Origin of the sequence: Comamonas sp. NyZ500 (genome assembly GCF_016772095.1) — a bacterium.
GTDB classification, from domain to species: Bacteria; Pseudomonadota; Gammaproteobacteria; order Burkholderiales; family Burkholderiaceae_C; genus Comamonas; species Comamonas thiooxydans.
Genome location: NZ_JAEIJE010000006.1, coordinates 140,811 through 166,989 on the forward strand (window position 1 = coordinate 140,811; position 26,179 = coordinate 166,989).

General features: G+C 62.6%; 28 protein-coding genes. 16 read left to right on the plus strand and 12 right to left on the minus strand.

The features are described from left to right. Positions 1 to 6: 6 nt before the first annotated feature. Entirely contained in the window at positions 7 to 225 is a 219-nt protein-coding gene (locus JAO85_RS11705) for a hypothetical protein (RefSeq protein WP_123975067.1), read from the minus strand. Between JAO85_RS11705 and JAO85_RS11710 the strand changes: the two genes are divergently transcribed. Then, entirely contained in the window at positions 224 to 916 is a 693-nt protein-coding gene (locus JAO85_RS11710) for a TerC family protein (protein WP_012840292.1), read from the plus strand. The two genes, JAO85_RS11705 and JAO85_RS11710, sit on opposite strands and share 2 nt — an antisense overlap. A gap of 74 nt (positions 917 to 990) precedes the next feature. Here the strand turns inward: JAO85_RS11710 and JAO85_RS11715 are convergent, their stop codons facing one another. The 4 genes from JAO85_RS11715 to JAO85_RS11730 form a co-directional block, all read right to left on the minus strand. Further along, on the minus strand, positions 991 to 1,416 hold the full coding sequence (locus tag JAO85_RS11715; RefSeq protein WP_003072350.1) for a barstar family protein: 426 nt from the start codon (positions 1,414 to 1,416) through the stop codon (positions 991 to 993). A 142-nt stretch (positions 1,417 to 1,558) separates the two neighbouring features. Further along, entirely contained in the window at positions 1,559 to 1,978 is a 420-nt protein-coding gene (locus JAO85_RS11720; RefSeq protein ID WP_003066953.1) for a ribonuclease domain-containing protein, read from the minus strand. 207 nt (positions 1,979 to 2,185) lie between these two features. After that, a complete protein-coding gene (gene putP, locus JAO85_RS11725; protein WP_237734808.1) occupies positions 2,186 to 3,676 on the minus strand; it encodes a sodium/proline symporter PutP in 1,491 nt (496 codons plus the stop codon). A gap of 160 nt (positions 3,677 to 3,836) precedes the next feature. Continuing rightward, positions 3,837 to 6,311 carry a transglycosylase domain-containing protein gene (locus tag JAO85_RS11730; RefSeq protein WP_052263512.1) on the minus strand — a complete coding sequence of 825 codons (2,475 nt, stop codon included), beginning with the start codon at positions 6,309 to 6,311 and terminating at the stop codon, positions 3,837 to 3,839. A gap of 266 nt (positions 6,312 to 6,577) precedes the next feature. On the opposite strand from JAO85_RS11730, the gene JAO85_RS11735 reads away from it, so the two are divergent. Further along, entirely contained in the window at positions 6,578 to 7,063 is a 486-nt protein-coding gene (locus tag JAO85_RS11735) for a glutathione peroxidase (RefSeq protein WP_039050328.1), read from the plus strand. A 66-nt stretch (positions 7,064 to 7,129) separates the two neighbouring features. On the opposite strand, the gene JAO85_RS11740 is transcribed toward JAO85_RS11735, so the two are convergent. Then, entirely contained in the window at positions 7,130 to 8,041 is a 912-nt protein-coding gene (locus tag JAO85_RS11740) for a LysR family transcriptional regulator (protein ID WP_080771133.1), read from the minus strand. 131 nt (positions 8,042 to 8,172) lie between these two features. Here JAO85_RS11740 and JAO85_RS11745 point away from each other — a divergent pair, with 131 nt between their 5' ends. The 3 genes from JAO85_RS11745 to ycaC all read left to right on the plus strand — a co-directional run bounded on the left by JAO85_RS11745 (position 8,173) and on the right by ycaC (position 10,552). Continuing rightward, complete coding sequence (locus tag JAO85_RS11745) at positions 8,173 to 9,093, plus strand: pirin family protein (RefSeq protein WP_202788126.1); 921 nt, start codon at positions 8,173 to 8,175, stop codon at positions 9,091 to 9,093. Between the two features lie 95 nt (positions 9,094 to 9,188). Continuing rightward, complete coding sequence (locus JAO85_RS11750; protein WP_012840286.1) at positions 9,189 to 9,884, plus strand: isochorismatase family protein; 696 nt, start codon at positions 9,189 to 9,191, stop codon at positions 9,882 to 9,884. Between the two features lie 38 nt (positions 9,885 to 9,922). Then, positions 9,923 to 10,552, plus strand: a complete 630-nt coding sequence (gene ycaC, locus JAO85_RS11755; RefSeq protein WP_012840285.1) for an isochorismate family cysteine hydrolase YcaC — start codon at positions 9,923 to 9,925, stop codon at positions 10,550 to 10,552. A gap of 102 nt (positions 10,553 to 10,654) precedes the next feature. Here ycaC and JAO85_RS11760 read toward each other — a convergent pair whose 3' ends face one another. After that, positions 10,655 to 11,059: a helix-turn-helix domain-containing protein gene (locus tag JAO85_RS11760; protein WP_276203155.1), complete on the minus strand. Its 405-nt coding sequence runs from the start codon at positions 11,057 to 11,059 to the stop codon at positions 10,655 to 10,657. Between the two features lie 157 nt (positions 11,060 to 11,216). Between JAO85_RS11760 and JAO85_RS11765 the strand changes: the two genes are divergently transcribed. Further along, on the plus strand, positions 11,217 to 12,224 hold the full coding sequence (locus tag JAO85_RS11765) for an NAD(P)-dependent alcohol dehydrogenase (RefSeq protein WP_039050326.1): 1,008 nt from the start codon (positions 11,217 to 11,219) through the stop codon (positions 12,222 to 12,224). A gap of 877 nt (positions 12,225 to 13,101) precedes the next feature. Here JAO85_RS11765 and JAO85_RS11770 read toward each other — a convergent pair. The 3 genes from JAO85_RS11770 to JAO85_RS11780 all read right to left on the minus strand — a co-directional run bounded on the left by JAO85_RS11770 (position 13,102) and on the right by JAO85_RS11780 (position 15,796). Beyond that, complete coding sequence (locus JAO85_RS11770; protein ID WP_039050325.1) at positions 13,102 to 14,166, minus strand: PAS domain-containing protein; 1,065 nt, start codon at positions 14,164 to 14,166, stop codon at positions 13,102 to 13,104. Next, positions 14,159 to 14,977 carry a hypothetical protein gene (locus tag JAO85_RS11775; protein ID WP_039050324.1) on the minus strand — a complete coding sequence of 273 codons (819 nt, stop codon included), beginning with the start codon at positions 14,975 to 14,977 and terminating at the stop codon, positions 14,159 to 14,161. The genes JAO85_RS11770 and JAO85_RS11775 overlap by 8 nt, the downstream gene beginning before the upstream one ends. 243 nt (positions 14,978 to 15,220) lie before the next feature. Then, positions 15,221 to 15,796: a flavin reductase family protein gene (locus tag JAO85_RS11780; protein ID WP_202788127.1), complete on the minus strand. Its 576-nt coding sequence runs from the start codon at positions 15,794 to 15,796 to the stop codon at positions 15,221 to 15,223. Positions 15,797 to 15,899: 103 nt separating this feature from the next. On the opposite strand from JAO85_RS11780, the gene JAO85_RS11785 reads away from it, so the two are divergent. From JAO85_RS11785 to JAO85_RS11820, 8 genes are all read left to right on the plus strand, one after another. Next, positions 15,900 to 16,274 carry a VOC family protein gene (locus JAO85_RS11785; RefSeq protein WP_003072386.1) on the plus strand — a complete coding sequence of 125 codons (375 nt, stop codon included), beginning with the start codon at positions 15,900 to 15,902 and terminating at the stop codon, positions 16,272 to 16,274. 251 nt (positions 16,275 to 16,525) lie between these two features. After that, positions 16,526 to 16,768 carry a hypothetical protein gene (locus tag JAO85_RS11790; RefSeq protein ID WP_003066979.1) on the plus strand — a complete coding sequence of 81 codons (243 nt, stop codon included), beginning with the start codon at positions 16,526 to 16,528 and terminating at the stop codon, positions 16,766 to 16,768. A gap of 132 nt (positions 16,769 to 16,900) precedes the next feature. Next, the gene (locus tag JAO85_RS11795) at positions 16,901 to 17,512 is read left to right on the plus strand and encodes a class I SAM-dependent methyltransferase (RefSeq protein ID WP_054074359.1); all 612 of its coding nucleotides are present in this window, start codon (positions 16,901 to 16,903) and stop codon (positions 17,510 to 17,512) included. 72 nt (positions 17,513 to 17,584) lie between these two features. Beyond that, a complete protein-coding gene (locus JAO85_RS11800) occupies positions 17,585 to 18,367 on the plus strand; it encodes a hypothetical protein (RefSeq protein ID WP_202788128.1) in 783 nt (260 codons plus the stop codon). Between the two features lie 81 nt (positions 18,368 to 18,448). Beyond that, complete coding sequence (locus JAO85_RS11805; RefSeq protein WP_202788129.1) at positions 18,449 to 19,285, plus strand: tRNA-uridine aminocarboxypropyltransferase; 837 nt, start codon at positions 18,449 to 18,451, stop codon at positions 19,283 to 19,285. Positions 19,286 to 19,440: 155 nt separating this feature from the next. Beyond that, positions 19,441 to 20,403, plus strand: coding sequence for a transporter substrate-binding domain-containing protein (locus JAO85_RS11810; RefSeq protein WP_039050321.1), 963 nt, complete (start codon positions 19,441 to 19,443; stop codon positions 20,401 to 20,403). A 50-nt stretch (positions 20,404 to 20,453) separates the two neighbouring features. Then, entirely contained in the window at positions 20,454 to 21,224 is a 771-nt protein-coding gene (locus JAO85_RS11815) for a sterol desaturase family protein (RefSeq protein ID WP_003066987.1), read from the plus strand. A gap of 434 nt (positions 21,225 to 21,658) precedes the next feature. Further along, positions 21,659 to 22,762, plus strand: a complete 1,104-nt coding sequence (locus JAO85_RS11820) for an acyltransferase (protein WP_034350912.1) — start codon at positions 21,659 to 21,661, stop codon at positions 22,760 to 22,762. Positions 22,763 to 22,767: 5 nt separating this feature from the next. On the opposite strand, the gene JAO85_RS11825 is transcribed toward JAO85_RS11820, so the two are convergent. Beyond that, entirely contained in the window at positions 22,768 to 23,439 is a 672-nt protein-coding gene (locus JAO85_RS11825; RefSeq protein WP_177340953.1) for a DUF924 family protein, read from the minus strand. 277 nt (positions 23,440 to 23,716) lie between these two features. Between JAO85_RS11825 and JAO85_RS11830 the strand changes: the two genes are divergently transcribed. After that, positions 23,717 to 24,247 (plus strand): hypothetical protein, encoded by a 531-nt coding sequence (locus JAO85_RS11830; RefSeq protein ID WP_003066992.1) that lies wholly within the window; start codon positions 23,717 to 23,719, stop codon positions 24,245 to 24,247. Positions 24,248 to 24,314: 67 nt separating this feature from the next. On the opposite strand, the gene JAO85_RS11835 is transcribed toward JAO85_RS11830, so the two are convergent. Then, the gene (locus JAO85_RS11835; protein ID WP_039050320.1) at positions 24,315 to 25,124 is read right to left on the minus strand and encodes a substrate-binding domain-containing protein; all 810 of its coding nucleotides are present in this window, start codon (positions 25,122 to 25,124) and stop codon (positions 24,315 to 24,317) included. Positions 25,125 to 25,287: 163 nt separating this feature from the next. Here JAO85_RS11835 and JAO85_RS11840 point away from each other — a divergent pair, with 163 nt between their 5' ends. Next, a complete protein-coding gene (locus JAO85_RS11840) occupies positions 25,288 to 26,172 on the plus strand; it encodes a LysR family transcriptional regulator (RefSeq protein WP_202788130.1) in 885 nt (294 codons plus the stop codon). Positions 26,173 to 26,179: the final 7 nt, after the last annotated feature.

Below are 26,179 nucleotides of genomic sequence, written 5' to 3' on the forward strand. Positions count from 1 at the left end.
TGGCTATCACTGAAAACTGGTAATTTGAGGTGCCTGCGGAGTCTGTCCCAAAACGGAAGCGAACTCCGTGGCCTGCAATTCCCATGACGTCAGAAGCAATACGCCGATAGCGGCTCCAGGAGGCAGTTGGCTAAACTTCCCTGCATTGATCACGCCTGGCTTTGCAATGCCGGGCGTTTGTCCGTTCAAGGTGCAACGGACAGAGAACTCAGGAATATTTTCCATGGATGCCATGCTCGGTGCCGATTTCTGGATCGGCTTGTTCAAGATCGTCTGGATCAACATCATTCTCTCGGGTGACAACGCGGTGGTCATCGCTCTGGCCGCACGTGGCCTGCCGCCGCAGCAGCAGAAAAAAGCGGTGCTGCTCGGCTCCGGTGCCGCCGTGGTGTTGCGTATTGCCTTGACGGTGGTGGCAGCCAAGCTGATGCAACTGCCATTCGTCGAGGTGATCGGTGGCCTGCTGCTGCTGTGGATTGGCGTGGGCCTGCTCAAGGGCGAAGATGAAGAAGAGGATTCCGGCAGCGTGGCCAGGCAGGGCATGATGGCTGCCGTTCGCACCATTTTGCTCGCCGATCTGGTCATGAGTCTGGACAATGTGATCGCCGTGGCTGCTGCAGCGGGCGGCGATATGCTGCTGCTGATTCTGGGCCTGGCCATCAGCATTCCGCTGGTCATCTTTGGCTCCACGCTGATGATCAAGCTGATGGAGCGTTTTCCGGTCATCGTCACTTTGGGCGCGGCACTGATTGGCTGGGTGGCCGGCGAAACCATCACCAGCGACCATATGCTCGAAGGTTTTGTACGGATCAATCCCTGGGCGCATTACGCAGCGGCCGCTTGCGGCGCCGTGCTGGTGATTGCAATGGGCAAGTGGATGCAGTTCAAGGCCGCCGCTCAGGGTGGCACAGCCTGAGCCTCTGGTTCTGAAAGCAAAAACGCCCGCATTCAAGGCGGGCATTTGGTGTCGTGTGCGCCGCAGCAGCCGACCTATAGGAATGAGTAAAAGCAGCGGAAGGGAATCTTGCGCTCTGCCCAGAAGTCCGCAGTATCGCGGAACACGTCCAGCAACTGCTCGCGCACTTCCTTGTCGAACTTGGGAGTGGTCGGAATCTGGTCGAGCACCACCACAAAACCGGGTTGCGGGCCGGATTTGTTGATCGGGTCGGTCATGCAGTCATACAGCGCATCCCAGTTCTTGCCAAAGTGTGCCGGCAGGTAGAACTGGGTGGACAGCAGCTCGAAAACATCGGCCTTGGTCTGGGCATGGGCCAGATTGGCATAAAGGAAATGGGAGCCCAGCGCCTCTGCTGCTGCCTGAAGATCAGGAATGCGATAGGCGCGAATGGATTGCACGATGTTCGGGCGAACATTGCGCAACGGTGTTTCCGAGGGCTTACGAAGTGGCGTGTCCATCTCCGTGATTCTTTCTAAAAACATCAAAACTGGTGGCAGAGTCGGTACTGACAGCGCTGTAGGCTGTCTGCGCAAACCGCCGCTGCGGAATTCAAGAGGTCAAAAGCCGCTGTGTGGCGGGCCTGGAGGGCATCTTTTAACTTCATTGGACGATTTGCTGAAAGCTGTTGTAGTGGTCGCCCGTGTAGAAGCAGGCATCGGGCACCTGGGGCTGCAAGCCGCCACAGACTATGCGCCGCGCACCCCGGTTTTTCGCGCCTGGCGTGCGCACGGTGTATTCGCGGTAATAGCCTCTGGCCTGGCGCGGAAGTATGCGCTCACGGTTTCCGAATACCGTGCCGTCCTTGTCGCTGGAGAACGGGCCGCCCTGGAGTATGCGGCCATAGGTGGTGCGGCCTTCGCGCGGCAGTTCGGCCAGGCTCACGGTCTCAAAGCCGGGAACGGTGGCACCGACTTCCGGCGCTTTGCGCGCCAAAGCCGCAGGGGATGCCAGCGCAAAAGCGGCACCCAGCATCAACGCTAAACCCGTCTGATATACCTTGGCTGCAGCGGCCTTGAGCATTCACTAAACCTTTCAGAATCTCAGGTAATGCCTGAAATTTCGACCCGTAAGTGTGACGGATAGGCCCTGAAAATGCAAGTTGCGCCTATTTTTTGTGCACTCTGAGAGAGGCCGCTCACGGCCCCTAGAGGTTGCATCCTGATCGCCTTGGCGACAAAAAAGCCCTGCCAGCAGTGCCGTACAGGGCTTTCTCGGAGGCCAAAGTGCTTATTCGCCGTGGGCAGCGATTTCAGCCTCCACCTCGCGGTGCTTGGCCATGATCGTGGCCGAAGGCTCTTTGTCCAGCAGGCTGACCACTATGATTGCGATAGCGGAAAACGAAAATCCGGGAACGATCTCATAGAGCTTGAACCACTGGTAATGCTGCCAGACCAGGACCGTGACCGCGCCCACGACCATGCCGGCCAGCGCGCCGTTGCGTGTCATGCGGGCCCAGAGCAGCGAGATCAGCACCAGCGGGCCGAAGGCGGCGCCGAAGCCGGCCCAGGCATTGCTGACCATGCCCAGCACCTTGGCCTGGGGGTCCTGCGCAATCAGGATGGCGATCACGGCAATCGCGAACACCATGGCACGGCCGAACCAGACCAGCTGCTTCTGGCTGGCGTTCCTGTGCAAAAAGGTTTTGTAGATATCTTGCGTGAGGGCGCTGGAGCAGACCAGCAACTGACAGGACAGGGTACTCATCACGGCCGCCAGCACGGCGGCCAGCAGCACACCGCTGATCCAGGGGTTGAACAGCAGCTTGGCGACTTCCAGGAACACGAGTTCATGGTTGCCGTTGACGTTTGTCGCAATATCGGGGCGGCTGGCAAAGAAGGCAATGCCGAAGAAGCCCACGGCCACGGCTCCTCCCAGGCACAGCATCATCCAGCTCATGCCGATGCGGCGCGCGTTGGGAATGGTCTTGATCGACTCGGCCGCCATGAAGCGCACCAGAATATGGGGCTGGCCGAAGTAGCCCAGACCCCAGGCCAGCAAGGAGACGATGGCGATCGCTCCCTGGCCCCGGAACATGTCGAAGGCACCGCTGCGCGCAGTTTCGATGATGGCCGCGCTGGCACCCACGCCACCATCGGCATAGATGACCATCAGCGGCGCGAGGATCAGTGCGGTGATCATCAGCGAGGCCTGGATGGTGTCGGTCCAGCTCACGGCCAGAAAGCCGCCGATGAACACATAGGCCATGGTGGCCACGGCACCCACCCACAGGGCTGTCTGGTAGTCCATGCCGAACATGGACTCGAACAGTCGGGCGCCCGCGACCACGCCGGAGGCACAGTAGACGGTGAAGAACACCAGAATCACCAGCGCCGTGACGATGCGAAGCAGGCTGCTGCCATCCTCGAAGCGGTTGGTGAAGTAGTCGGGCAATGTCAGCGCATTGCCCACCTTCTCGGTATAGACGCGCAGGCGTGCCGCCACAAAGCGCCAGTTGAGCCAGGCACCGACGCACAGGCCTATGGCAATCCACGAGGCCGACAGGCCGGTGGCAAATACCGCGCCGGGCAGGCCCATGAGCAGCCAGCCGCTCATGTCCGAGGCTCCGGCCGACAGCGCCGTGACCACCGAGCCCAGACTGCGCCCGCCCAGGATGTAGTCGGACAGGTTGGACGTGGCTTTGTATCCCGCCCAACCTATGAGCAGCATGCCCAGCAGGTAGATGGCAAAGGTGACTATGGTTGGTGTATTGGCGGTCATGTCGGCTCCGGATCGGCGCAGCGCCATCGGCATGTGGGTTTCATGCCCGGCGAAAACAAATCCGCCAGCGGCCTCCTGGTGGGAGACCTGCTGGCGGGTATCGGTCTGCAATTGGACCAGTTATTCGACAGCCCAGTGGGGCATGTGGCTGAAAACCGCGCTACTGGCTGTCCTGCGGCGCATTCAGCGGCGCCGCTGGCGGCAGCGGTGTGCCTATATCGCTCCAGCTTGAAGGCGCGGGGGCTTTGCTCGGTGCAGGCCCAGGCATCATCTCGCCGGGAGCCAGCCCGGGGCTGCTGTCGAGGTCAGGCGGCTGGGCGCTGCTGTCGGCAGGCGTCGGCTGGCCGCCGGTCGAGGGCGGTGCGGCGGGCGTGCTCTCGATGATGTCTACCTCGCTGCCATTGCTTCTGTTGGGTGCTGGATGGGCGGGAGCTGTCGGCGCTGTGCGATCGGGATCGTTGCCCTCATCTGCGGGCCCGCTCCATTCCTGAACCTTGTCGCGCAGACGGCCCACCAGATCGCTCCACCAGTGGCTGGTGTTGGGCTCGGTGAACCGGGCCTTGGCATTGAGCAGCGGGCTGCGCATGGCGCGCGACATGAAGTCGCCCACCATGGGCAGGGCGCTGCGCGAACCCTGACCCCATTGGTCGCTTTTGAGCGTGATGCGCGCATCGTTGAAGCCTGCCCAGGCGCCGGCCACGATCTGTGGGTGCATGAGGATGAACCAGCCGTCGGCATTGCCCTGGGTGGTGCCGGTCTTGCCGGCCACATCGGCGCGAATGCCATATTGCTTGCGAATCGCGCGGCCCGTGCCCTTGTCGATCACGGCGCGCATCATCTCCAGCAGACCGTAGTTTTCTTCCTCGTCCCAGACCTGATCGGGTTTGGGCGGGGTGAATTCGGCCAGCAGCTCGCCGTCGGCATTCTCGATACGGGTGACCAACTGGGGCGGAATATAGCGGCCGGAGTTGGCGATGCTGCCGTAGGCGTTGACCATTTCCAGCAGCGTGACGGGGCTGGAGCCCAGCGCCAGCGAAGGCACGGGCTCCAGCGGGCTCTGGCGCACGCCCAGGCCGCGGGCCAGCTTGATGACGCGGTCCATGCCCACTTCCTGGCCCAGCTCGGCAGTGATGGTGTTCTTGGAATAGGCCAGGGCATCGCTGAGCTTCATGGGCACGCCCGTGGGCTCGACGGCATCGCTGGGACGCCATACCTCGCCGCCGGGCAGCTGGATTTCCACGGCTTCGTCCTTGCGCGTGTCCTCGGGCCTGGCGCCACGCTGCAGGGCTGCGCCATAGACAAAGGGCTTGAAGGTGGAGCCGGGCTGGCGACGTGCCTGGGCCACATGGTCGAACGCATCCTGGGCATAGTCGCGGCTGCCCACCCAGGCCAGCACGGCCGAGGTGCGCGGGTCTATGGCCAGAAAGCCGGCCTGCACGCGGGTCTTGTCCTCGCGCAGCTGCCTCATGAAGGTCTTGTCGGCCAGCAGCTTCTTGAGCGCCTCTTCTTCGCTGATGTCGGAAGGCCTGCCGCTTCTGGCAAGCCTGCGAAAGGCCTCCGTCTCGCGCACCAGCTGCAGCACCAGCGCGTTCTCGGCGCTCCAGCCGTCCCGGTGGCTCCAGTTGTTGTTGGCAATGCCCTGCAGCGTTTGCATCTGGCGGTTCACGGCCTGCTGCGCCCAGTTCTGCAGGCGCGAGTCCAGCGTGGTGCGTACGATCAGGCCGTCCGTATAGATGTTGTAGTCGTGTTTGTCGGCCCAGGCGATCAGCCATTTGCGCAATTGCTGGGAAAAATGCGGCGCCATGCCCGTGGGCTCCTCCTGGCGCTCGAAGTCCAGACGCATGGGGCGTTTCCTGAGGCGCTCGAACTCATCGTCCTTGAGCTCGCCGCGCTTGACCATCTGGCTCAGCACGGTGTTGCGCCGGGCAATCGCGCGGTCGGGGTTGATCACCGGGTTGTAATAGGCATTGCCCTTGAGCATGCCCACCAGCGTGGCGCTTTCCAGCACCGTGAGCCTGGCGGCCGGTTTGTCGAAATAGGTGCGCGCAGCCATCTCTATGCCATAGGCGTTGTAGAGAAAGGGCACGGTGTTCAGATAGGTCTCGAGAATCTCGTCCTTGGTGTAGAGCGCTTCGATCTTGAAGGCCGTGATCGCCTCCTTGAGCTTGCGGTTCACATTGCGTGCACGGCCGATTTCCGTGGGATAGAGATTGCGCGCCAGCTGCTGGGTGATGGTGGAGCCGCCCTGGGGATTGCCGCCAAGGGTGTGGATGACCGACCCCACGGTGCGCGTGAAGTCCATGCCGTGGTGCTCGTAGAAACGATGGTCTTCGGTGGCCACGAGGGCCTTGACCACGGCGGGCGAAATCTGCTCCAGCGGCACCCACTGGCGGTTGCTGCGCTTGAACTCGCCGATCAGCTTGCCGTCGGCGCTCAGGATCTGCGCCGGCTGCTCGAGCTTGGCCTTGCGGATGTCGCTGATGCTGGGCGTGAACGGAATCAGCAGCAGCACATAGACGACAAACAGCACCGGCAAGGCCGCGGCAAACCACAGCCATTCACGCCGCGTCGGCCAGCGACGCCACCAGGGCAGGGCTGCAATGCGCTGGCCCGCTGTGCTGGCGCGAGCGCGCATCCACAAAGCTGTGGCCTGAGCTACCCATTTTTCTTTCAATTCGTTCAAGGACAAACGCACGTTGCAAGGCAGCCCGCCAAGGGCCGCAAGAAGGCAAGACTGCGAAGAATGCCCAAAAAACAGGCGCTCTGCTTGCGGGGATAGTTTTTTCTATGGTCGCAGCCCCGGTATTGTCTCCGTGGCGTGGCTGCGCGGGCTTGTTTCCAATGGTGAGATGTTTTGCCGACTGCCTTAAGCTTGGGGCTTCACTTTGGCGGGAGAGCAGCATGGCAAACAGTGTTTATGACTTTGAGGCCACCGATATCCAGGGGCGCAGCACTCCTCTGTCGCAGTACCAGGGCAAGGTATTGCTGATCGTGAATACCGCCAGTGCCTGCGGCTTCACGCCCCAGTACAAGGGATTGCAGGCACTGCACGAACAGTATGCGGACCGGGGCCTGGTGGTGCTGGGCTTTCCCTGCAACCAGTTCGGAGCGCAGGAGAAAGGCTCGGATGAGGAGATCGCGAGCTTTTGCGAGCTGAACTTCGGCGTCAGCTTCCCGCTCATGCACAAGATCGAGGTCAACGGCGACGGTGCGCATCCGCTGTACCGCTGGCTCACCTCCGAAGCGCCAGGCGTGCTGGGCACCAAGTCCATCAAATGGAATTTCACCAAATTCCTCGTGGGCCGTGACGGGCAGGTGATACGCCGCTACGCGCCCCAGGACAAGCCCGAGAAGCTGGCCGGCGATATCCAGGCGGCTCTGGGTTGATGCTGCTGTTATCGTTTCGATAGCTGACGGCGATTACCCAGCAATTGCTGGAGGCGGTTTTGATGCTCAGTCTTCCGACAAGGTCTTGAAGGACTGGGCCAGATGGTCGAGCAGCGCGCGTATGGCGGGCAGCTGACCGCGACGCGAGGCGTAGACGGCGTGGATGATTTCGGGGCGCGGCTCCCAGCCCGGCAGCACCTGCACCAGCGTGCCGCTGCGCAGGTGCTCGCGCACGAACATGCTGGGCAACTGCACCACCCCGGCGCCCAGCAGAGCCGCATCGCGCAGGGCCAGCATGGACTGTGTCACCAGCCGCGGCTGGTGCCTGACCTCGGCGCGCACGGCGTCGGGTCCGTGCAGCACCCAGCGGTGGGTTTCCTGCACGCCGCCCATGTCCAGGCTGGGCCAGGCCGACAGGTCCATGGGGCCGCCGGGCTGACCCAGGCGCTGCAGCAGCTCGGGTGCGGCCACCAGGCATTGCCGGCGCTCGGCCAGCGTGCGCAACACCAGATCGCTGTCCTGCAGCGGCGGCGGGCGCACGCGCAGGGCCAGATCCAGGCCTTCGCCGACCACGTCCACGCGCCGATTGGTCTCGTCCACCTGCAGCTCCACGCGCGGATACAGGCGCATGAACTCGCCCAGCATGCGGCCCACGCGTGAGGCCAGCAAGGCCACGGGGCAGCTCATGCGCACCTTGCCGCAGGGCTCGGAATGCACCAGCGCCACGGACTCCTCGGCGGCCTCGGCCTCGGTCAGCATGGCGCGGCAGTGCTGGTAGTAGCGCTTGCCCACCTCGGTCACGGCAAAGCTGCGCGTGGAACGCAGCAGCAACTGCGCGCCCAGGCGCTCTTCGAGCAGGGCCACGCGGCGGCTGAGCTTGGACTTGGGCAGGCCCAGTGCGCGGCCTGCGGGCGCGAATCCGCCGTGCTCCACCACCTGGGCGAAGTAGTAGAGCTCGTTGAGATCGGGCAGCTTCATCGTTTTAAAAATAGAACTCTGAGGCTGAATATTGTGGACTACTCAAGTCATCGTTCCAAATTCATACTTTCTCCATGTTCAACGCCTGTGGCATCCATAGGGACTGCAGGCCAGCCGCAAGGAGAAATGTCATGCTCAAGAAAATCCTGGGTGTCTATGAAGCCCCCCGTCCCCACTGGGTGGGCAATGGCTTTCCCGTGCGTTCGCTGTTCAGCTATGGCGACCACGGCAAGGCCCTGAGCCCTTTCTTGCTGCTGGATCACGCAGGCCCTCAGAACTTCACGCCCACCACGGCGCGGCGCGGCGTGGGCACGCATCCGCACCGCGGCTTCGAGACCGTGACCATCGTCTACGAGGGGGAAGTGGCCCACCGCGACTCCACGGGTGCCGGCGGCACCATAGGCCCCGGCGACGTGCAGTGGATGACGGCGGCCTCGGGCATCCTGCACGAGGAGTACCACTCAGAAGCCTTTGCACGCAGCGGCGGACCGCTGGAGATGGTGCAGCTGTGGGTCAACCTGCCGGCCAGGGACAAGATGTCCGCCCCCGGCTACCAGACCCTGCTGAATGCCGACATCCCGCAGGTCGCGTTGCCGGACGGCGCGGGTCATCTGCGCGTCATCGCCGGTGACTATCTTGGCAGCCAGGGGGCCGCCTATCGCGGCCCGGCGAAAACCTTCACGCCCATCGATGTCTGGGATGTGCGGCTGAACGCCGGAGCCACCACCGAGCTGCAGGCCCGAGCCGGCCACACGCTGGCGCTGGTGGTGCTGCACGGCACGCTGCTGGTCAACGGACAGGAGATTGCCCGCGCCGGACAACTGGTGCATATGGATCGCGCTGCGGACAGCGTGCATCTGGAAGCCAACAGCGACGTCACGCTGCTGTGGTTGTCGGGCGAACCGATTGACGAGCCCGTGGTCGGCTACGGCCCCTTCGTCATGAACAGCGACGAGGAAATCCAGCAGGCGCTGGAGGACTTCCGCAGCGGCCAGTTCGGCCGCATCCCGGCGGCCGAGCGCAATGCGTCAACGGCCGTACCGAACCACTGAGTCCTCAGTGCCATTGCGTCCCCGGGCCTGCAGCGATCCGCTGGTCCGGGAAGCGAAACCCTCTCCCCTTCATTCCCGACTCCAAGGAGACTTCCATGAGCATCCAGACCGCAGCCATCCCCGCCAATTTCAACGGTACCAAGCCCGTGATCGATCCGGACAACGTGGCCATGCTGTTGATTGACCACCAGAGCGGCCTGTTCCAGACCGTGCAGGACATGCCGTTCACCACGCTGCGCCGCCTGGCCAGCACTCTGGCCAAGATCGCTTCGCTGGCCAAGATCCCTGTGATCACCACGGCCTCCGTGCCCCAGGGTCCCAACGGCCCGCTGATTCCCGAAATACACCAGAACGCACCTCACGCCACTTACGTGGCGCGCAAGGGCGAGATCAATGCCTGGGACAACGAAGACTTTGTCAAGGCCGTCAAGGCCACGGGCAAGAAGCAGCTCATCATCGCCGGCACCATCACCAGCGTCTGCATGGCCTTTCCCTCCATCGCTGCCGTGGCCGATGGTTACCAGGTGTTTGCTGTCATCGACGCGTCGGGCACCTACTCCAAGATGGCTGAGGAAATCACTCTGGCCCGCATGCTGCAGGCCGGTGTGGTGCCCATAGACACCGCGGCCGTGGCCTCGGAGCTGCAAAAGACCTGGAACCGCGACGACGCGGCCGAGTGGGCCCAGGCCTATACCGGCATCTTCCCCAACTACCAGTTGCTGATCGAAAGCTACGCCAAGGCGCAGGAAGTGATCCAGAACCACGAAGTGCTGGATTCCCAGCGCGTTTGATTTTCCTCATCCCTCCACTACCTCTGAAGGAGACCGTCATGAGCAACAAACCCTATATCCGCCTCGACAAGAACAACGCTGCCGTGCTGCTGGTGGACCACCAGACCGGCCTGCTGTCCCTGGTGCGTGATATCGACCCCGACAAGTTCAAGAACAATGTGCTGGCCCTGGCCGACATGGCCGAATACTTCAAGCTGCCCACGATTCTGACCACCAGCTTCGAGACCGGCCCCAACGGCCCGCTGGTGCCCGAACTCAAGGAAAAATTCCCCACTGCCCCCTATATCGCGCGTCCCGGCCAGATCAATGCCTGGGACAACGAGGACTTCGTCAAGGCCGTCAAGGCCACGGGCAAGAAGCAGCTCATCGTGGCTGGCGTGGTGACCGAGGTCTGCGTGGCCTTCCCCGTGCTGTCTGCCCTGGCTGAAGGCTTCGAGGTGTTCGTCATTGCCGATGCATCGGGCACCTTCAACAGCATGACCCAGCAGGCTGCCTGGAGCCGCATGGAGCAGGCCGGCGCCCAGCTCATGACCTGGTTCGGCGCGGCCTGCGAGCTGCACCGCGACTGGCGCAACGATATCGAGGGGCTGGGGACTCTGTTCTCCAACCACATCCCCGACTATCGCAACCTGATCAACAGCTACACCACGCTGACCGCCGGCAAGTAAGCCCTGCGGCTTCAGACCCAAGCCCGCAAGCTTTTGCAGCCTGCGGGCTTTTGCTGTCAACTTATTGAAACTGATAGCTTTAGACGCTTGATGGGTAAGCGCTCAAGCCTGTTTTTGCTTCAATTCCGGCAGGCAGCTTGCGCCGTTCTGATCCGCGTCGTGCATGGGCTCGGCCTGAGCAAAGTTCTTGCTGTAGGCGATGCCCCAGTTGCGCATGGCGATCAGCACCGGCTGCAGGCTGCGGCCCAGCTCGGTCAGCGTATAGTCCACGCGCGGCGGCACCTCGGCATACACCGTGCGCTCGACGATGCCGGCTTCTTCCAACTCGCGCAGCTGCAGCGTCAGCATGCGCTGGGTAATGCCGGGGATGGCACGGCTCAGCTCGCCAAAGCGCTTTTTGCCATGCAGCAGCTGGAACAGAATGATGGGCTTCCAGGTGCCGCCCATGACCGACAGCGTCACCTCCACGGCGCAGCCGCTTTTGCTGTTCAATCGTTTCATGGGCACCTCGCTGCAGTTCCAAAGTGCAAGCATCCTAGCGCCAGCCCGCATTCATGCATTGCTTACATTTTTAATACTACCCAACAAATATGTTGGTACTGGTGGTGGATGCGCATTGACGGCACCATGCAAAGCATCTGTTTCACCTCTTGAGGAGCACTCCATGAAAGTCATGCAACTGGCCGCGCCCGGCGGTTTCGAAAACCTGAAGCTTGTCGAGCTGCCCGCACCCGCGGCGCCTGCTGCGGGCGAGATCCAGGTGCGCATTCACGCCAGCTCGCTCAACTACCATGACCTGGGCGTGGTGCGCCGTCCCGGCGCGGCGGCCGACGGCCGCATTCCCATGGCCGACGGCGCAGGCCTGGTCACGGCCGTGGGCGCAGGCGTGACGGAATTTGCCGTGGGCGATGCCGTGGTCTCCACCTTCTTTCCGCAATGGCTGTCGGGCCGCCATGTGCCCTCCGACTTCCAGCTCGTGCCCGGTGACGGCGTGGACGGCTTTGCACGCGAATTCGTGAACCTGCCCGCCACCAGCTTTACCCATGCCCCCAAGGGCTGGAGCCATGCCGAGGCCGCCACGCTGACCACGGCCGGCCTCACGGCCTGGCGCGCGCTGGTGGTGGACGGCCATCTCAAGGCCGGCGACACCGTGCTGGTGCTGGGCACGGGCGGCGTCTCCATCTTTGCGCTGCAGATGGCCAAGAGCATGGGCGCCACCGTCATCGCCACCACCTCCAGCGCGGCCAAGGCCGAGCAGCTCAAGGCATTGGGGGCCGATCTGGTGATCAACTACAAGGAGCAACCCGAATGGGGCGACGCCGTTCTGGCCGCCACCGGCGGTCGCGGTGCCGACATCGTGGTCGAGGTCGGCGGCCCCGGCACCTTGCCCCAGTCCATTCGCGCCTGCGCCGTGGGCGGCCATATCGCGTTGATCGGCGTGCTGACCGGTTTTGCGGGCGCCGTGCCCACGGTGGAGATGATGCGCAAGCAGCAAACCCTCAAGGGCCTGATCGTCGGCAGCCGCGAGCAGCAGCAGGACATGGTGCGCGCGCTGGAGATCTTCGGCTGGAAGCCCGTGATCGACAGCCGTTATCCGCTAGAGCAGATGGTGGCGGCCTTCGAGCACCAGGCAGCGGGCAAGCACTTTGGCAAGATCTGCCTCGAATATTGATGGCTGATGGCGCTTTGTGCGCCTGGGTTTGAGGATGATGGGGCATGTGGTTCTTGTTGGGTCACATGCCCTTCTTGTTTTGATAGCTGCCTGGGCTTGCTCTACCTTGGGTTAAGGTCGATTTGGCTTGAGTTTTTCTTTTAACGACATGCCCGATTGATGGACAGAGGGCGGGTCTCGGCCCGCCTGCCGACCTACTTTCTGCTGCCAGAAAGTAGGCAAAGAGCTGGCCCCTGCCGTCCACGACCCCTTCGCTTCACTACGGGGCAGCCTGCGCCGTCAAGCTCTTGCTGCTTGCGGCAAAACTCACTTCGCGCTTTCAGCGCTTCGTTCAAACAGGTTGCCGCAGATTTGAAGTTGAAGCGTCTGCACTCTACGGTGCAGCTGCCAGCACCAAGAGGCCGCCATCACAGGCGTGGGCAAAAGGTGCAATACCGGATGCGGGATAGCTTCTTTGTGCTTTTGATAGCTGCTTTCGTTTGCTGAATAAGCGTTGTGGGTCAATTTCGCCACCACTCTTGCCGGCTGCCTGCTCCCACCCGTGTGTCTGCGCCTGCGGCACGCGGTTCGGGCTGAGGGCATTGGCACCGCAGAGTGCCAATGCATCGTGAACAAATTTGCGGCAACCTGTCTGAGCGGCGCGCGTAGCGCAAAGCGAGTTTTGCCGCACCGCAGCCTGAAATGCGTGGCGCAGGTTTGCCCGGAGGCGAAGCCGCAGGGACGCGGACAGTCGGGTTGTGCTCTTTGCTCACTTTCTGGCGCGCCAAAAAGTGAGTCGGCAAGGCGGGCCGAGACCCGCCCTCTGAATTCAAACCAAGCAAAGCGCTAAAAAGAATAGCTATAGCCGCAAGCTAGGCAAGCCCCACAGCCCAAAAACTCAATCCTCAGAACCCAGCACCACCCGCGCCGTCAAAGCCGTCCTCCCCGGCGAGGACTCAATCCCCAGCAGTCCGCCGACCCGCGCAATGCGCACCGCCATGGAGCGCATGCCCACGCCCAGGCCCGATGCATCCACGGCCTGCACATCAAAGCCCACGCCGTCATCCTCGATCTCCAGCAGCAACTCCTCGGCCTGCGGCTGCACCAGGGACAGGCGCACATGACGCGCCTGGCTGTGTTTGATGACATTGGTCAGAGCTTCTTCGATCAGCCGGGTCAGAGCCAGGTATTGCAGCGCGTTAGGCGGCTGACTCCAGCTTTGCGGAAACTGCCAGTCGCAGCGCACACCCAGGGCCTCGAACAGATCGTTGAAGCGGCGGCGCAAGGGTGCCAGCCATTCCTGTGGAGTGGCTGGCACGCGTACCTGGGCCGAGGCGTTGCTGTCTATGCTTTGGCGCAGATCGTTGCGGATGAGCTTGAGCATGGACAGCACCTGGGGCCGGGTCATGGCATCGCTGCCCTGCTCGACGGAAGCAATCATATGGACCAGCTCGCCGCCCAGGCCGTCGTGCAGGTCGTGGGTCAGGCGCAGGCGCTCCTGCAGGCGCGCGTTGGAGAGCTTCTGGGCTTCCAGTTCGGCGCGCAAATGCTCGGATTTTTTCTGCTCGGTGATGTCGAAGGTGAAGCCGATCAGCGCTGTGGGCTGGCCCTGTTCGTCGCAGAGCACATGCACGACCTCCTTGACCCAGACAAAGCGGTTGTCGCTGGTCAGCGCCCGGTACTCGGCCTCGTGATCCACACCCGCCAGGCACAGCTCCACACAGCGCGAGACGGTTTGCTCGCGCTCGTCGGGGTGGATGCGTTCGGCCCAGTCGTTCACGGTCTCCCAGCTCTCGGGGCTCCAGCCCAGCAGATCAGCGATCTGCGGGCCGATATAGCTGTATTTCTTCGTGGTCCAGTCAATCTTGAACGGAATCGCCAGGGTGGATTCCAGCAGCGTCTGGTAGAGGCCGTTGTCCGTGTCGGGTTCAAGGGTGCGCAGGCGGGGGCGGGCTTCAAGCATGGGACGCTCCTGTCAAATCGAGAAGAGGGTGGGTGGTGGGCAACTCGTTCCAGAACCAGTAGAAATAGCCGCCTTCGGTCTGCAGCAGGGTCTGGGTTTTGACGCTGGAGCGCTCTATCCCGCGCCAGCAGGCCAGGGCCGAGTTGCGGTTGCCGTGCAGATCCAGGCAGGTCTGCCCTGGTAGATTGGGCCGGGGCGGCACATACAAGGCCATGCCGCGCGGCAGCCAGAGGTCGGCGAGACAGATTTTCTGCTGCTCAGGCCAATACTTTCCCACCGAAATCACCAGCGGCAGGTGAGGGTCGATGGAGGTGAAGACATGCGGGAAATCGTGATGCTCAAGGTCGGTACAGACCTTGCCCAGCAAGCGGTAGCCGGTTCCCTCATAAGGTGAGCGGTGTCCGGCAAACATGCCGTACTCATAGTCGACCAGCGAAAGATGTGGCTGGGGGCTGGTGATGCGAATTCCCTGGCCCGGTGCTATCAGCGTCATGCCGAACGCCGCTGCAGTTTGATGCGTGACTGCAATGGCTTCGTACTCGACCTGATCGGCCTGAAACTCCAGCCGGGTCTGATTGCCGTACTTGGGGTCGGGGCGGGTGGTGGTCGCAGAAAGGACGCGGTATGCGTTGCCGATGACGGCCGTGGGGTCACTGGTTGCAGGCTCAAGCAGCTGCAAGCCTGTGGGCGGCTCCGCGCAATAGTGGGGGAACCCGTGGATATTGCAGAAAAACGGTGTCTGCGACAGATCGACCGACGTCGGCGCATCTTCTTTGATGAACAGCACGGGATCAAAAAACTCTTGCGCCATTGCCTGTCACTTCAAGGTGATTGATAGCAGAGATCGTTGCCCTGTGCGGAGGTACGGCACCTGCAGTCATGGGTTGTTTGGTCAGTCAGTGATGCAGTCTAAATCAAGGCGGTTACAAAGACCCGGGTGCGCAGGTGCTGCGGGCCGGGGCACCTGAGGATGTCAGTGGCCGTCACGGCAAAGTGCGCATTATTTTGATAGCTGCCGGCGCTTTATACATAAGCGATGCGGCCATGAGAGCTTCTATTTCACGCGCACCGATTCGCCAATCGCGAAGAACTGCCCGCCCGCCACATAGTGCAGGGTGCGCAGCTCGGCAGGCGCGGAGCCGAACTCCCAGTGTCCATTGCGGAACACGCGCTCGTCGGCCCAGGCCGCCACGACTTCGGCGATGAACAGGTCATAGCTTTGCTGGTTGTGCGGCTCGGGGATCAGCTTGCAGACCAGCCAGGCGGCACAGCCAGCCACAAGCGGTACAGCTAAGCCCGGTGCATCGAACAGTTGCACGCCATGTTTGACGAGTTTGTGGGGTTCGGTGACGGCGCTGTCCGTGCCTAGGCCCACCGTCAGCGCGGCCTGGGGCACGGTGGGTAGTTGCACGGCAAAGAGGCCGCTGCCCTCGACCAGCGCACGCGTGCGCGTGGCCTTGTCGAGCACCACGCTGATCTTGGGCGGTGCGAAATCGAGCGCGCAGGCCCAGGCAGCGCTCATGGCATTGCGCTCGCTCGCATGCTGGGCCGAGACGATGACTGTGGGGCCGTGGTTGAGCAGGCGGTAGGACTTGTCCAGGGGAACCGGGGTGAAATGGTCTGGCAGCATGGTGGGCTGAATATGGGTGACAGAAGAGGGCGGCAAGCTCCCGTTACGATGGCTTGCTGATTTCCCATCTTCGCCCGAAACAGGGCTTTTCCAGGAGACAACCATGTTTAGCCACATCATGCTGGGTGTGAATGATCTGGAGTCCAGCAAGCGCTTTTACGACGCGCTGCTGGGTCAGCTGGGCATTGCGCCCGGCGTTGCCAACAAGAACCGCTTCTTCTACCGCAGCCCCACGGGCGTGTTTGCCATCTCCACGCCCATTAACGGCGAGTCGGCCAGCTCGGGCAATGGCGCGACCACGGGCTTTCTGGCCCAGTCCACCGATCAGGTGAATGCAGCCCATGCGGCGGGCCTGGCTGCGGGCGGCGTCTCGATCGAGGACGCGCCGGGCTGGCGTGGTGATTCCATGTATCTGGCCTATCTGCGCGACCCCGACGGCAACAAGATCTGTCTGGCCTATCGCCCAGCGAAGGCATGATCGAGGCTGACTGAACCAGGGCCGCGCAAGCGGCCTTTTTGTCTTCAGCGGTGGGGATCAAAAACAGGAGCTGTCTGCGCTTGCGGGGCAAGGCCTTGAGCCCAGAGCGGCAACAGCGAGCGCGGTCATGCCCGACCTGCAAGCGGTGATGCTGTGCCCGCTGCCGGTGCAAAACCGGGGCAGGCGGCACAATGGCTGCTTTGCAGCGCGGGCGGACGTCCGGGGCCTGCACCACATTCAGCAATTTTTTCATGACCAACACCACCACTCCTGCCGAAGACCATCTGTGCGACGCCTGTGCCGGCATTCAGCGCAATTGGCGCAAAGCCCCCGGCCATGCCGAACTGATGCAGCGCGGCAACCGCAAGGAGGAGCGCGGCTCGAGCACGGCGACGGTGACCCGCTATGTCTGCGAGCGCTGCGGCACGGTGTGGGACTACGAGAACAACAAGCAGGACCAGCGCAAGGGCTGGTCCGTGGTTGGCAGAATTTAACCCCCTGAGGCGCTGCGCGCCTTGCCCCGGCGGGGCTGCCCAGGCCCTTGCTGGCTGTCTCTTTCCTGAGTCAGCGTCGGTTTTTGAAGTTTCGGCGTCTTCGGGCGCCGTTTGTTTTTTGAAGGAGGCTGCGTGCAATCAGCAAGCAACGAGTGGTTTGACGAGGCGTATTACCAGCGCTTTTACTTTGACAAAAAGACCAGCGTGATCGATCCCGAGCACGCGCGGCGGCTGGGTGCGTTTGTCTGCTCGTATCTTGCGTATCTGCGCGTGCCCGTGCAGCGGGTGCTCGACGTGGGCTGCGGCATAGGCCTGTGGCGCGAGGCGGTGCAAAAGCACTTTCCGGGCGTGCAGTATCAGGGCGTGGAGTTCAGTCCCTATCTCTGCGAGCGCTATGGCTGGGAGCAGGGCTCGGTGGTGGATTGGCAGCCCAAAGACGGCCAGCCTTTTGATCTGGTGATCTGCCAGGGCGTGCTGCCCTATCTGAGTCCTGCCGATTTGAAAAAGGCACTGGCCAATCTGGGCCGGCTGTCGCGCGGCGGGCTCTATATCGAGGCCGTGGCACGCGAGGACTACGAGCGCGACATCATCGACGAGGAACTGACCGATCCGCGCCTGTATCGCCACCGCGCCGAGTTGTACCGCCGCGGCCTGCAGCCTCACTTCAAGGAGCTGGGCGGCGGCGTATGGCTGAGTCGTCAGGCCGATATGCCGCTGTTCGAACTGGAGTGCGTTGGGGGCTGAAGCCTCTTGTTCTTGGTAATTTCGGGGCCTGCACCTATATTGCGGGGCTTGCGAACTCACAAGGATATGCAGATGCCTCATCGCTGGATCAAATGCTGCGGAGTCTGGACCGCTGCCATGGCTGGCGCTGCCCTGCTTCTGGCCTGCTCGGACTCCAAGACCGAAGCCACTGCGCCCTCGGCACAGGCCCCGACCGTTGCACCGGCTCCCGCGCCTGCACAGCCAGCAGCCCAGGCCAGGCGTGTGATTGACCAGTTGTTCAGCACCGAAACCATAGGCATGAATCTGGCCTATGTGGAAAAGATTGCCGGCCCGGCCATGCGCTCGGAATTCCACCGCCACCAGTTCCGCGCCGACGGCTGCGATATCACCCTGGTCAGCGACGAGGCCGACAAGGTGATCGAGTCTGTCGAGATCGATATCGCGCCCAGCTGCAATCTCTCGCTCAAGAGCGTGCTGAATGTGTCCGAGGGCCAGCCCGATATCAAGCTCGGCGATCTGACCTTTGGCGGCTTCGAGCCTCTGCTGGACAGCCGCTACTACGCCGACTGCCTGACGCTGTGCGGCAATGCCGCCGACCCCGTGGTCTATCTGGAGGCCAAGGGTTCGCGCCTGACCAACTTCATCAATTATTCGGTGCAGGCCCCCATGGTGGACGGCAAGGTGCTGGATGCGACTGCCGCCTGGCGCGATGCCATGGTCAAGGCAGAGTCCGAGGACTATGTACTGGACACGCGCTTCAACTGCGAGCCGGATCGCTTCAGGAATGTGATTTCCACCGGACTCAGGAATGCCAGGCCCACGGTGTTCAGCTTCGGTCGTGGTCCGACCTTCGAGCAGGGCGACTGCGACTAAGCGGCGCTCCTGCAGCATCAGCACTGGATTTGGCAAAGGCGGGACAATCCGGGCATCTGTCCGAACCCGCTGGTGTCCGTCTTGCCTGCTTCCACGCCTTTGTCCCCTGCCGCTCTGACTCCGCAGAAAACTCTTGCCTCCACGCTGTCTCCGCATGCCGTCTCGCGCTTGCGCCAGGCGCGGCTGGCACGAAGCACGCGCCCGTTCCTGGCGCGTGGCGGCCCCAAGGGCGAGCGCTGCGAGGGCTGCCGCTTGCGCCCCTCCCACTGCATGTGCGCACTGCGCCCCGAGCTGGCCACGCGCGCGGCCTTCTGCCTGCTGATGCATGATGCCGAGCCGCTCAAGCCCAGCAACACGGGTTGGCTGATTGCCGACGTGGTGAAGGACACCCATGCCTTCGGCTGGTCGCGCACCGAGGTGGACCCGCAGCTGGAGGCCTTGCTGGCCGATCCGCAATGGCAGCCCTATGTGGTGTTTCCCGGCGAATATTCCGAGCCTGCCGAGCGTGTGCTGGAGACGCTGGACGGCGGCGACAGCCGTGCGCTGCAGCCCGGCAGGCGCCCGCTGTTCATACTGCTGGACGCGACCTGGTCGGAGGCGCGCAAGATGTTTCGCAAAAGCCCGTATCTCGATGGCTTCCCCGTGCTCAGTCTGCACCCGGATCTGATCTCTCGCTATCAATTGCGCAGATCCAAGCGCGACGACCATTTCTGCACCAGCGAGGTGGCGGCCCTGTGCCTGGAGCTGGTGGGCGATGCCGGCGATGTGCAGGCCGGCCAGGTACTGGAGAGCTATCTGGGCGTGTTCACCGAGCGCTATCTGCAGGCCAAGCACCAGCAGCCGGTCGATGAGGCCAGCAGCGCCCACCAGCGCCTGCGTGAACTGATGGGGGCAGCCACCGCCAAGCGCGACGTATGAGGCGATGTGCAGGCATAAGCATTCCACTCAAAGCAATAAGCGAACAAGGACAATCGGACCAGGGCCTCATGAGTGCATGAGGTGTGTGCCGGATCGGGTGGGTGATAAGCGCCGATGACCAGGGGTCTCGGCGCTTTTGTTTTTGGGAGTGGGTGATGGGCATGTCCTTGAAATGGGTTGGTCTGGCAGCAGCGCTGGTATGTGCGGGTTCGGCCGTGGCTGTGGGCAAGACCGAAGCGGCGAGCTCCAATATCGGTGCCAATATCGACACGGCCGTGGATCTGTCCGCATCGCCCACGTTGCAGCGCTGGCAGGCCGGCGGCACCGTGGTGCTGGGGGTAAGAGAGGCAGCAGTTCCCATGTCCTACGCGATCGGTGCCAACGAGAAGTTCGTCGGCTATCACATGGACCTCTGCGAGCGGGTGGTGCATGCGATTGCACCTCGGGCCCAGCTCAAATACATGGTGCTGACGCCGCAGAACACCATGCCGCTGATCAATAACGGCACGGCCGATTTCAACTGCGCCAGCATGACCAACAACCTCACGCGCCAGAAGCAGGTGGCGTTTGGTTTGACCACCTATGTCAGCGAGGTGCGCATGGCCGTGCGTGCCGACTCGGGCATCACCTCCTTCAAGCAGCTGCAGGGGCGCAATGTGGGCGCCATCACGGGCACGACGGCGGTGCAGATTCTGCGCAAATACGCCAGCGACAACGAGCTGAACTTCAGGACGCTGATGAGCAAGGATCAGTTCGAGAGCTTTCTGATGCTGGAGTCGGGTCGCGTCGATGCCTTTGTGCTAGACGACAACATGCTGGCCGGCGTGATCGGCCAGAGCAAGAATCCCAAGGGCTACAAGATTGTGGGCGAGGTGATTGGTGCCGAGCCGATTGCCATCCAGTTCAGCAAGAACGACCCGCAGATCAAGAAGGCCGTGGACGGCGCCATTTTGCAGATGATCCGTTCGGGCGAGCTGCACAAGCTCTACAACAAATGGTTCATGCAGCCCATTGCGCCCAAGAACGTGAACCTGAACCTGCCCATGGGCGAGGTGCTCAAGAAACAGCTGGCCACGCCCAACGACACGCCGCTGGAGCAGTTCGTATTGCCCCAATAAAGCACTGGAGCGGCGCCAGTCGATAGACTGCAAGGCAAACCTCAAGGGGAATGATTGCCGTGCTGGAGTACCTGGTCTATCCGCTGATTGCGCTGCTGTTCGTGGCAGTCTTCACGCGCGAGGTGATTGCGCCCGCTTCGCGCAATCTCTGCGACCGGCGCTGGCTGATCTACAGCAGCGCCCTGGGCGCGCTGACGCTGGTCTGCACGCTGGCGCTGGGCTGGTTGCTGGAGGAGCGCATTCGCCAGCATGCGCTGCTGGATGTGGGTGCACGCTGGAACCCGCTGCTGGTGGGGCTGCTGAGCTTTTTCATCACCAGCTTTGTCTTTTACTGGTGGCATCGCGCCACCCATGCCTCCGATCTGCTGTGGCGCGTGTTTCACCAGCTGCATCACAGCGCGCGGCGCATCGAGGTGCTGACCTCGTTCTACGCCCATCCGCTGGACTCCTGCGCTGCCATGCTGCTGAGCGTGATCTCCAGCTATTGGGTGCTGGGTGCCAGCCCGGCAGCGGCGGCCGTGGCTCTGGGGCTGACGGCGGCCTTCGATCTGTTCACCCATGCCGACATGCGCACGCCGCGCTGGCTCGGCTATGTGCTGCAGCGTCCGGAAATGCATACCGTGCACCATCAGCATGGCCACCATGCGCAGAACTACGGTCTGCCGCTGTGGGACATGCTGTTCGGAACCTGGACCAACCCCGCCGAGCGCGCGCAGAAGCTGGGCTTTGATGACGACAAGTCCGAACGCGTGGCCGAGATGCTGCTGTGGCGCGATGTGCACCAGAGTGCACCCGCCTGCGGGCGCCGCAAGTCATCCTGAAGCTTCGAATTTGATAGCTGATGATGCCGATGGGTGGAGCTCGGCATGCTGTTTTTGTTCTTAATTGTTAACACGGCTTGCCAAGACCCTGCCAGAGCCCGGCAAGCTCTGCCCCTGGTTTGGGGCGGTGGAAAAAATCTGTTCAAATTGGCCCGGTCTGTTCACCTGTCAACAGACGCCAAGCCGTCTGGCTGTGGGCATTCATAACAATCTGCCGTCTCACCCTCAGTGAGCTGAAGCAGACAAATCGCCTGCCAGGTTCCGGCTCCCCGAGCGCGTTTTCATGCGCTCAGTGACCCCCGGGTCGCTGCAAAGAGCTGTTACTGCCTCTTTGCTCAAACTCTGAATACTGCTTCAGCCATGTCTTGTGCATGGCTGTGATTGTTTGTCTGCAAGCCCGGCCCGTGCCTGGGCGAAAGGAAAGGTGTCCGGTTTTGGTGGAGTCGGCGTTCAAGCTGCGCTACAACCCAGCGCTCGATGGATTGAGAGGCATAGCCATTGTGCTGGTGCTGCTCTCGCATGCACATGCCCCGATGTTCGATGGCGCCTTCTTCGGCGTCGATCTGTTCTTCGTGCTCAGCGGTTTTTTGATCACCTCCTTGCTGCTGATGGAGTATCGGCAGCATGGCAAGCTCGATTACTGGCGCTTTTACCGTCGCCGCTTCTTCCGTCTCATGCCTGCGCTGGCACTGTTCCTTGGAGCCTACTGTGTGTTCGCGCCTTTTATCTGGCCCGATCTCACGGACATCTATTCGGACGCCCTGGTCTCCATTCTCTATCTGGCCGATTACGGCATTGCCTTTTTCGACAGTCCGGACACGCTGCTGCACATGTGGTCGCTGTCGGTGGAGGAGCATTTCTATCTGATCTGGCCGCCGCTGCTGGTTCTGCTGCTGCGCAAGGCCACGCCTGGCCGAGTCTGGGCGCCGCTTGCGGCGCTGTGGCTGCTGAGTACGCTGTGGCGCATCTTCTGGGTGGTGCAGGGCCAGCAGTTCTACGAAATCTTTTTCCGCTTCGACACGCGGGCCTCGGGTCTGCTGGCCGGCGCCTTGCTGGCGGCGCTGATGATGGAGCGCCCGCAATGGGTAGAGCGTCTGCAGTCGCTGCGCGCCTACACCATGTGGTTTGTGCTGGCCGTGCCGCTGATCATGGAGCTGGAGTGGGACAACCAGCACGCCATGGTCTGGGGCATCACGGTGGTGGAATGCGCGGCCCTGGTCGTGCTGTTGGCCGTGCAAAAGCCCGCGGGACTGGTCTATGAAATGCTGACGGCACCGGTGCTCATCAAGCTGGGCCAGCTGTCCTATGGCATCTACCTCTGGCATTACCCGGTGGTGCGCTATCTGCGTGCCGATTACTCCTGGCCCGTGACCGTGGTCGCAGGCCTGCTGATCTCTACCGCGCTGTCGGCACTGTCGTTCTACACGGTGGAGCGCTGGGCCATGCGCCACCGCGACCTGGGAGCGAGCAAGAAGCCTGAGCGCCAGCCTCAGGCACGCCAGGAACCCGCGCTGCGCGAGGCGACACGCGGCTCGTGATCGCCCTAGAAGCCTGAGCCGGGCTGGGCCAGGTACTCGGCCTCTTGGGCGGTGCTGGCGCGGCCCAGAATGCTGTTGCGGTGAGGGAAGCGGCAAAAGCGCTCTATCACCACCTGATGGCGATGGGCGTAGTCCAGCGTTCCGGCCAGATATTCGCGCAGCTCGGCGTCCGTGGCGCTCTGCAGCAAAGCCTCGAAGGCGGCCACGCTGCGTTGCTGCATGGCCGGGTCTTCGGCATGTTCTAGCGGCAGATACATAAAGACGCGGGCCACCTCGGGCAGTTGTTGGTCGCTGCCGGCGTCGATTGCCTGCAGCGCCAGTGCCAGGGCCTGCGCGTCACCTGCAAAGCTCTTGGGAGTGTTGCGATGGATATTGCGCGTGAACTGGTCCAGCAGGATCACCAATGCCAGCTGCTGCCATGGACCCTGGGTTGCCCAGTGCTGCAGTGCACCGCCCAGTGCGGCTTCCACGGCAGTGCCAAATCGCTGGCGCAGCTCCTCATCGAAGGCCGCCGATTTGGTGAACCACTGAGCCTTGTGCTTGAGGGCATCGGCATTGCCAGGCCTGGGGCTGCCGAACCACTGGGTCAGAACTTGGTCGGGCAGGCTGGTGTCCTGGGCGGCGGCGGTCAGCGCCTCATGGCTGACGGGAAGGGAATTTGCAGTCATGCAAATCATTGTGCATGCACTGTCGCTAGCGTTGACAGTCAACCCTGGATGGCGTCGGACGTTAGATAACAGTCTTTTACCTGCAGATTGCATTAGATAGGGAACTGCGAACACCCATCGAGACTCTGTGGAATAGCAGGCTCAGAGACAATGGATTGATCAAAAACCATAGCTGACAGCGTTGGTTTATCAAGTGTTTGCATGGGTTTTGAATCAGGTTTTACGGAGTTCGGTGGTCGTGATGAATCGGCGCGCATGGTTGGCGGTGACAGTGTTGGGATTGGGAATGGCTGCCACTGGCTGCTCGGGCAAGTCCGTGCCCAGCAGCGTGAGCGTGAGCCAGCAGAAGCTGCAGGAGATGCTGGCCAGGCGTTTCCCCAGGCAGTTTCCCGTGGCGGGTTTGCTGCAGCTGGACCTGAAGGCGCCGCAGCTGAGCATGCTGCCCGAGCGCAATATGCTCAACGCTGTGATCCCGGCCGAGCTCAGCGGCAAGGTGCTCAAGGAGCAGTACAGCGGCCTGCTCAATGTCGATTTCGCGCTGCGCTATGAGCCCACCGACCGCACCTTGCGCGCCTACCAGATCAAGGTCAACCAGCTGAGCATGGACGGGCTGTCGCCCGCGCTCAGCGATATGCTGGGCACCTATGCCACGGCATTGGCCGAGCAGGCCATGGGTCAGGTGGTGCTCTATCAGTTGCAGGACCAGGATCTGGCCCTGGTCGATGCGCTGGCCATGGAGCCTGGCGCCATCACCGTCACCGCCCAGGGGCTGACAGTGGCCCTGGTGCAGAAGGCCAGCGCGGGCAGCAAGCGCTGAGCTGCCAGGTGGCAAAAAAGCCCGCAGGCGTCTGCCTGGCGGGCTTTTTTTCGGGGTCATGCGGCGCTCAGCGGGGCTTGGCGACGGGCTCCAGGCCGGTGTCACGAATCGTCTTGGCGGCGGCGGGCGAGGTGTAGTACTTGAGCAGTTGCTCCAGCCCCTGCGGGTTGGTTGAGGTACTGGCCGTGCCGGCCGAGAAGATGGTGTAGTGCTGCACCGAATCGGGCAGGGTGCCGACATAGCTGATGCCCTCGATGGGCAGCAGTTCGCTGACCTGCTGCAGGCCGATTTCGGCCTCGCCTCGCGCCACGATGGTGCCCACGCGCTCGGTCACGATCTTCTTGCTCTTGGGCATGACCTGGTCGTGAATGCCGAGTTTCTTGAGCATCTGGGTTTCGTAGTAAGTGCCGCTGGCGCTGGCCGAATAGGCAATGCTCTTGGCGTTGAGCAGCACCTGACGCAGCTTGTCCTCGCTGCTGATGTCGGGGATGGGGGCACCCTTCTTCACGGCCACGCCCACGGCCGAGCGCACCAGGTCGATCTGGGTGCCGTTGCGCACCAGGCCCTTGGCGGCCAGATCGTCGAGCGCACCGCGCGCCAGAATCACCACATCGGCCTTCTCGCCCTTGCTCAGGCGATTGGGAATGGAGGTGGGCGAGGCCCCCATGGAGGAGCCATAGGCCGACTCCACCGCCAGGCCGGTCTGGGCCGTGAACTGAGGCGCCAGCAGCTTGTGCGCTGCGGTGAAGCCGCCCGAGGTCATGAGACGCACAGGCTCCTTGGGCGTGCTGCTTGGCTGCTGGGCGCAGCCTGCGGCCAGCGCCACAGCGCTGATCAGCAGGGCTCGGCGGACGGTGAAAAGGGGAAACGGCTTCATCAATGTCTCTCTGTATTGGGCGGGCGGGATAGGCCTTGAACCCTTTTGGAATCAACGCAGGCAGCTACTTTCGTCATGGCTGCTGCGGCTGACCGGATTGTGAAAAGCTGCGGCTATTGCGTCCAATACCGTTTGCGTCTGGACTTGATACGAAAATCGTCCTATGGATTTGCGCCGTCTGACCTGTTTTCTGGCTGTGGCCGAGGAGCTGAATTTCAGCCGTGCGGCCCAGCGCTTGCATATGAGCCAGCCCCCGCTGAGCCAGCAGATCCGTCTGCTGGAGCAGGAGATGGGGGCGCAGTTGTTCGAACGCTCGCGCCGCGCCGTGGCGCTGACGCCGGCAGGCCTGCTGCTGCAGGACAAGGCGCGGCAGATCGTGGAGCTGCACCAGCAGGCGGGCGAGCTGGTGCGCATGGCAGCCCATGGCCTGGCGGGGCGTTTGCGCATCGCCTTCACGGCATCGGTGCCGCTGTTTGACGAGTTCTCCACCATGTTGCGCGACTTTCGCAGCCGTCACCCGCAGGTGGAGCTGGATCTGCAGCATATGACCACGGGCGAGCAGATCGCGGCATTGACGGCGGGGCAGATCGACATCGGCTTCATGCGCCCCTCGCCGACGTTTCGCATCCCCGTGCCGATTAGGGAGCAGACGCTGTGGCGCGATGAGCTGACGCTGGCCCTGCCGGTGGCACATGCCAAGGCGGCTGCGGGCGAAGCACTGGCACTGAGCAGCCTGGCCGACCAGCCTTTTGTGCTGCACCCGGCCGTGCTGGGTGGCGGTCTGCACGAACATATTCTGGCGCTGTGCAGCGAGGCCGGCTTTGTGCCGCGCATCGCCCAGCCGGCACGCGAGACCTCGACCATGATGGCGCTGGTGGCCGCAGGCCTGGGTCTGTCCATCGTGCCCAGCGTCTATGAGCGCATCTGCCCGCCCGGCGTGGTGCTGCAACCGCTGGCCGATGCCGCGCGCCATTCGCGCATTGCGCTGGTCAGCATGCAGCAGGCGCCGTCACCCTGCGTGCAGATGTTCTGGCAGTTGCTGCGCTAGGGCGGCC